A 6,865-nucleotide genomic window follows, 5' to 3' on the forward strand; every position below is an offset into this window, starting at 1 on the left:
GCAACGCATCGACGATGATCGGCAGGTTGAACAGCTCGTGGCGTTCGCGTTGCGTGGCTTCTTGCAGGGTGTCGAAAAAACTCATTATGCGGATTCCTCGGAAGTGGCGGATTCGGTCAGTTGCGTGCGGTACTGCGCGACGATGGCGTCACGGCGTGGCCGGCCATTGGCGGTGAGCAGGCCGTTGGCCGCAGTGAAGGGCTGCGCCAGGCGCGTCCACTGATGCACCTGGGCGTAATCGGGCAACGCCGCGTTCGCTTCGGCGACGGCGGCGGCCAGCCCGGCATCGGTGCAGTCCGGACGATGCGGCCAGAGCAGGGCGTGGTTGTGCGGCATCGCCTCGCCATAAACGAACGCTTGAGCGATGTGGCGGCGCTGGGTCAGTTCCGACTCGACCCATTCCGGGTTGACGTTTCGCCCGTAGCTGGTGACGAATTGGTGCTTTTTGCGGCCCTTGAGATAAAGAAAACCTTCCGGATCGAATTCGCCCAGATCGCCACTCGGCCACCATTGATCGGTATACGCTGGCTCCCCCAGATAGCCGAGCAACACCGAACCCTTGATCAGCACTTCACCGTCCTCGGCCAACCGCACCTCGAGGTGGGGCAGAGGGCGCCCGACGCTGCCCGGACGGCGCGCGCCGGGGCGATTGAGGCATACGACCGAGGCGCATTCGGACAAGCCGTATCCCTCGTAAACCGCTAACCCGACCCGTTGCGCGCGGTGCAGCAGGTTTACTGACACCCGCGCGCCACCGACCGCGGCGAAGAGCAGGGTTTGCGGATCGAAAGCCTTCTGTTCAGCGGCGCTGACCAGAACTTGCAGAAGCTGTGGTACGAGTATCAGGCTCTCCGGCGCACGCTTGGCCAGATAACCGAGCAGGCGCGCAACGTCGATGCCGCTGGCGCCTTGAATGCCGAGGGTTGTCTGGCTTGGCAGGCTCAACACCGCACCGGCGTACAGCGCGGCATAACAGCCCAGGTTCTCCAGCAGGATCGCCAAAGGCAACAGCGCCAGATGGTGCTCCGGTCCAGTGGCTGCGCTTGCCTGATCAAGCTCCCGGGCAACGCGCAGGAAGCTGTCGGCGCTCAGGCACACACCTTTCGGCGTGCCGGTGGTCCCGGAGGTAAACGTGAGTTTCGCGGTGCCCGGCGGCATGCGACTGGGGCCATTGAACGAGCGACACCAGAACTCACCCCGTTGTTGATATCCCGCTGCCAGCAGCTCGGCTTGCAGTTGCGGCTCGGCGATCACCCGTTCGGCCTGGCTCTGTTCCAGACAATGGGCGCGCTGCGCGGCACTGAAAAACGGCGGCAGCGTTACGCAGGTCAAGCCTTCGAACAACACAGCCAGATCCCAAAGCATCGCGTCGACGCCGTTGTCCAGCGCCAGCGCGATCACCCGCACCTGCTCATCGCGCAGCCGCTCCTGGCGATACAACACCTCGGCATACAGCGTGGCGTAATCTATTCTCAGCGTGTCGCCCCACAGGGCTGAGGCGTTGTCATTGCGCCGGGCATGGTCGCGCAGGGTTTCCTGGAAGCGTTGCAATTCAAGCGACATGGCAGGCTCCTTCAACAGAAGTCGGCAAACCCAGGCGAGTGAACAGGCCAATATTGCGCAGGTGAACAAATCCCGCGCGAATGTTGCCGACGTGCACCCAGGGTTTGCTTTCGTAATAACTGCCCCAGTGTTGATGCTCGTCACCCAGTCGCTGTGGATCAGCGGCGCACAATGTCACGGGCTTCAAACCCAGGCGATGGAAGCTGTTGACCAGCCCGATGTTGCCGGTGAAGGTCACCCATTCCAGGCCGCCCATGGCCAGCAGATAGGTGATGGCGATGATGCTCAGGCGCGCACTGCCGGTATCGCTGGCGGCGAGGTTGCCGACTTCGACAATGACCTTGCGATCCACTGCACGACCGGCGGCGGCACTGATCAACGACTGGATCGGTTCATCCAGATAGCGCTCGAGAAACAGTGCCTGTTGATGCGCTCGACGGACCCCGGCCACGGCGCACAACTGGCCGTCGCTGTTGTGCATGCCGAACAGCTCGGGCATGAAATGGCGGATTTCGGCACCGTGAGCCGTGCGGAAGCGCTGCTGGATAAAGGCTTCGAAGGGCGCGCGCAACTCGTCCACCGGCAACGCGTTTCTCAGCGTCATCGGCAACGATTCGGCCTCGCCGAAGCGCAAGGGCAGCGGGATGTTCCAGTCGAATTCGGGCATGGGCAGAGCGCCTCCCTCAATGGGTTTGAGCGCAGTATCCAAGCCATTTCTTAACGAAGTCTGAAGATGAAAAACCGTTAACCGCAGCGCCAATCTTCAGACTGTCTTAAGGCTGGGCGAGCACGGTAGGCCAGCGAGAAGATCGTCGTTCCCCAACAATCACGAGGCGTTTCCTATGATCCGCGACACCGCTGTAACCCGTTATGGAAAACTCTCAATCATCCTGCACTGGCTGATGCTGGCGTTGTTCGTCGGGGTGTATGCGTGCGTCGAAATCAAGGGCTATCTGCCCAAGGGCAGTGAGGGGCGCAGCATGCTGATGGGCCTGCATGGCCTGTTTGGCGCCAGCATCTTCGCCTTGGTGTGGATTCGACTGATCGGCCGCCTGACTCCGCGTCCGCCGATTATCCCCAAGCCGCCGGCGTGGCAGACCGCAATCGCGCACCTGACACACCTGGCGCTGTATGGATTGATGATTGTCACGCCTGTCCTGGCCTGGCTGATGCTCGCGGCGGGCGATAAACCGTTTCCGTACTTCGGTTTCCATGTGCCGGCGCCGGTGGCTATTGACCCGGACCTGGCCAAACAACTGAAGTACTGGCACGAATGGATTGGCGGTGCCGGCTACTGGCTGATCGGCCTGCACGCGCTGGCGGGGCTGTTCCACCATTACTGGGTGAAGGACAACACCTTGCAGAGGATGTTGATTGCGCGTGCCCGCTCTTGAAGCAAGCATCTTGCGCCGTTCGTCGAAGGGAATGTCCGCCGCAACTCAAGCGCATGGCTGCGGTGGAGCTGAAAATCCGGAACTGCCAGCCCTCGCCGATGCCGAAATAGCATCGACAACGAGGGCAAAGCCATGACTGAAGAAAAAACCAAAGTGCCGGAAGAAGTACCGGATCAAACAACCCCGGCACATTCCACCGAAGAAGAGCGCGAGCGCTTGAAGGACTTTAACAAGGACGGTATCCCGCCGGGCAGTTGCTGATCAGCGGTCACCGTGGCTGCGTCACCAGTTCCCCGCTGATCGCATCCATCATCGTCGGATGCTCCTCAGCGGCGACGCGCAAATCCTCGGTGACCCGCAACTCCGCACCCGTCGGCGAATAGGTGGCTGCCGCCGTGAACGGTGCGGGGTTGGCCGGCACCGGGCGTTTGCCACGGCGCCAGAAGAAAAAGCTGACCATGCTCAAATTGACCACTGCGAAGACCCAGAACAGGCCGTTGGCGCCGAACGAGTTCATCACCGGCGAGATCATCATCGGGCTGATGGCCGAGCCTAGCGAGTTGATCAGCAGCAAACCCTGAATCATCGGCACCAGCGCTTCGGCCGGGGCGCGGTCGGCCGCGTGGCTGACGGCGACCGGGTACAGCGCGAAGACGCCGCCACCGAGCAGAAACAGCATCGCCGCGAGCATTGTCGAAGACAGCGGCAGCAGCACAATCACCAGCGATAATGCCGTGCACGCCACCGTCAGCAGGGTCAGCACCTGCAAGCGATCGGTGCGGTCGGACCAGCGTCCGACTGGATACTGCAGCAGCATCGCGCCGAGAATCGTCCAGGCCATCATGCTGCCGACTTCACCGACGTCCAGACCTCTGCGTTGCAGATACAGCGGCAACAAGGTGTAGATCGCCGCTATGGTCACCCCCGAGCCGAAACAGCCGACCAGCCCGGTCGGCGTCACGCCCAGCAGTTGCCGGGGCTTGAGTGGCTCGACCTGATCGAGCAGCGGCGAGACGCGCGGCAGGATCACGATCGGCAGCACCGACAACGCAGCAAGCATGCCGGCGACCATGAACGGCGCGCTGTCACTCATGCCAGTGATGGTTCCCAGCGTCGCCTGGCCCAGAACGCCAGCGCCATAAAGCACGATCATGTACAGCGCGAGCAAGCGCCCGCGAATCTTCTCGTCACCGGCCAGCAGCAGCCAGCTTTCGATCACCAGAAACACACCGACCGTGGCCCAGCCGTTGATCAGGCGCAGGACCAGCCAGCCCCAGGTGTCATAAAACAGACCTTGCAACAGGATCGTCACTGCAATCAGCGAGGCGAAGCTGCCGTAGGCACGAATATGGCCGATGCGCAGAATCAGCCGGTCGTTGAACACCGCGCCCAGCGTCAGGCCGATGAAGTAGGCCGACGAAACAATTCCGATCATCGTCGCCGAGGCGCCGGCGGCGTCCAGGCGAAGGGTGGTCAGGGAAGACAGAAAACCGTTGCCCAGAGCAATAATGAACAGCCCGAGCAGGGGCGCCAGCGCCATGGCCAGCAAACGCGGAGACATAAAAACCTCAAGAAATCGTACAGCGCAACGTGCGCCTCTGCGCATGCGGTTGCCAGGCTGGAACAGGTGTTGTGCAAATGTCTGCCGATCGGGCAGGGCGGTGGCGTTGGACGACATGGCCAGCCCTGCAAGTTCGCGTCTGTGACCAGACGCGCGCTTGCAAGAGCGCGCGGGATTCTACGGCTTGCGCAGGATTTGCCAATAGCCGAAAGCTGCGACGTTAGGACGCAGGCAATTTCGAAGTCGAAGAGGAGGCTGAAAACCCACCATCGAGCTCAGCTCTGACAAGGGTCTGCCAGCGAAAGCTGACGCAGGCCCTTGCTCGTTTCAGCGCCTAAGTATGCGAAATCAACAAATCACTGATGATGCAGATCGAGCCATCCTCTGGCGGCGTGGCGTCGGTGTAGTCGATCTGGTTGTAGACCCCGCCGTGGAAATTGAACACCTGCGAATTCCAGGTTGAGTCGAGCTGCAAGTCACCTGATGTGCCGACAACGCCGTTGTAGTCGACAGTGACTCGAGCCACGCCGGCAGAGTTGGCGCGAATGGTGATCTTGAACTTCGCCCCCAACGGTACACCCTTGAGCACCGTGGTGTTGACCGGCGTGGGCTGATTGAAACTCTGGCGGAAGCCCAGGGTGATGTTGCCTTTCTGCCAGAACACTTTGATGACCGGGCCGTCGTCGTTTTTCACATGCATCTGCGAGATAACGACTTTCTGCGCAGAGTTGACCTTGGTCACGGTCATTTCCTGATAGTTGAGGTGGTCAGCGGCGCTGGCCAGCGACCAATAGAAGGATTCTTTCCATTCGCAGCGGGTGCGGTGAGTGCTCTTGCTCGAGGCGCCTTTGGTCGGCGCGGACAGTTGCAGCGAACCGTCCGGTAGCACCGTGACGATGCTGGGGAACTGTGCAATGGCCTCGGCGCCATTGAGTTCCAGTGCCACCGGATTGGTTGCCGAGACGGGAACCGGAGTGGAGAGGGTGAGATTGCTGATGTTTACGGCCATGGTTTGTACTCCTGACGATAAAAATCATTAGCGACCCAAGCCTTCGGTGGATTGGCACATCTGTCTGCGCGGATTTTCACCATCTCTTGGGCACAGCACCATGGCGGCGCAAGCGGCCGCCGCGAAAATACAAAGGGCAACGATTACGCCGGCAGCCTCCAGCACAGCGCCGAAAACGGGGGTGCCAGCAGTCTGACCGAGCGCCAGTACCAGAAACGGTATGCCCAGTCCCAAGTCCGGACGATCCGGAAACAGGCGGATGCCTTGCAGCAGATAAACGCCTGAAGAAACGATGTAGGCCGCGCCAAACAGGCACATTGCGACGAGGCCAGACCCGGCTGATATCGAGGCGGCCGACAGGCCCAATGTCCCGAGGGCGATCCCAGCCAGTGCCAGATGCTGAATACGCACGACACCGAATCGGCCGGTGAACACGCCCGTCATGCATCCGCTGATTCCCGCCGCACCCAGGACGATCCACGCCCATGCTATCGACTGATCTGAGAATCCAGCCTCGCTGCGCAGAATGTCGGCACCGAATGTCCAGATCGCCGTGCTCGCCAGGCCCATCAGGAAAGCGCTGGCGCACAAAGGCAGTACGCCGGGTCGACGCAGCATTGCCAGCGAGAAGTTCTGCGCGACGTCACGCTCGACCCGGCGCGGTAGCGCAAACCAGAGCCAGATCGTGACGCCGATGCCGATCAAGGCAAACAGGGCATACAGCTGGCGCCATTGCCCGGCCGCCAATATCGCCGCCAAACCGGAAAAAACGATGCCCGCCGCTGTCCCGGCATTGATAAAACCATTGGCCCGCGGGCGATCCGCATCATTAAGACGCGCTGCCACCGCGCTGGCCAATGGCGGCGAAGTCAGACCCGTGCTCAATCCCGCCAGCGCCACGCCGCAGCCCAACGTCAGCCCCGACGAAGCGACAACCACCAGTCCCATGCCCAGCGTCGCAGCGGCGCCGGCCATCACCGTCAACCCGCGCGGACTGACTTTGCCGTTGCAGGCAAACGTCGCAACGATGCCCACACAGTAAGCCGCAAACGCACTGCCTCCGATCCATCCGGCAGCAGTCACGCTGAGCGTCAGATCCTGACGAATCTGTGGCAGCAGCAGTCCATAGGCGAAGCGCGCCAAGCCATAGGACAAGGCGGTCAGCGCGAAGGCTGCTGCGACCAGATTGAGGCTGCGTCGATTGAGGCTCACGGGGAAATCGGATCGCTGGCAGGGAAGGTTTCCTCGACCGCCTGATCCAGTTTCGAGTCACTGACATTACGCTCATCGGCCCCAAGGTTCTGCTCGCAATGGCAGGCCGAGGACGGGCAGGGTTGG

General features: G+C 61.5%; 7 protein-coding genes and 1 pseudogene. 2 read left to right on the forward strand and 6 right to left on the reverse strand.

Annotation, left to right across the window (positions count from 1 at the left end):
* The 3 genes and pseudogenes from OQK_RS30180 to OQK_RS23380 all read right to left on the reverse strand — a co-directional run.
* Window positions 1–85 (reverse strand): annotated as a pseudogene (locus OQK_RS30180) (biliverdin-producing heme oxygenase); the annotation flags it as partial.
* Complete coding sequence (locus OQK_RS23375; RefSeq protein WP_016774542.1) at window positions 85–1,563, reverse strand: AMP-binding protein; 1,479 nt, start codon at window positions 1,561–1,563, stop codon at window positions 85–87. The gene OQK_RS23375 and the pseudogene OQK_RS30180, both read right to left, overlap by 1 nt.
* Entirely contained in the window at window positions 1,553–2,230 is a 678-nt protein-coding gene (locus OQK_RS23380; RefSeq protein ID WP_016774543.1) for a thermostable hemolysin, read from the reverse strand. The genes OQK_RS23375 and OQK_RS23380 overlap by 11 nt, the downstream gene beginning before the upstream one ends.
* A 175-nt stretch (window positions 2,231–2,405) precedes the next feature.
* On the opposite strand from OQK_RS23380, the gene OQK_RS23385 reads away from it, so the two are divergent.
* Complete coding sequence (locus OQK_RS23385; protein ID WP_016774544.1) at window positions 2,406–2,957, forward strand: cytochrome b; 552 nt, start codon at window positions 2,406–2,408, stop codon at window positions 2,955–2,957.
* A 132-nt stretch (window positions 2,958–3,089) separates the two neighbouring features.
* Complete coding sequence (locus tag OQK_RS31875; protein ID WP_016774545.1) at window positions 3,090–3,218, forward strand: hypothetical protein; 129 nt, start codon at window positions 3,090–3,092, stop codon at window positions 3,216–3,218.
* A 7-nt stretch (window positions 3,219–3,225) separates the two neighbouring features.
* On the opposite strand, the gene OQK_RS23390 is transcribed toward OQK_RS31875, so the two are convergent.
* The 3 genes from OQK_RS23390 to OQK_RS23400 form a co-directional block, all read right to left on the reverse strand.
* Window positions 3,226–4,635 (reverse strand): MFS transporter, encoded by a 1,410-nt coding sequence (locus OQK_RS23390; RefSeq protein ID WP_324175830.1) that lies wholly within the window; start codon window positions 4,633–4,635, stop codon window positions 3,226–3,228.
* 217 nt (window positions 4,636–4,852) lie between these two features.
* Window positions 4,853–5,527, reverse strand: a complete 675-nt coding sequence (locus tag OQK_RS23395; protein ID WP_016774547.1) for a polysaccharide lyase family 7 protein — start codon at window positions 5,525–5,527, stop codon at window positions 4,853–4,855.
* A gap of 27 nt (window positions 5,528–5,554) precedes the next feature.
* Entirely contained in the window at window positions 5,555–6,739 is a 1,185-nt protein-coding gene (locus OQK_RS23400) for an MFS transporter (RefSeq protein WP_016774548.1), read from the reverse strand.
* Window positions 6,740–6,865 lie beyond the last annotated feature (126 nt).

Origin of the sequence: Pseudomonas sp. R62, assembly GCF_000257605.1 — a bacterium.
Lineage (GTDB): Bacteria > Pseudomonadota > Gammaproteobacteria > Pseudomonadales > Pseudomonadaceae > Aquipseudomonas > Aquipseudomonas atacamensis.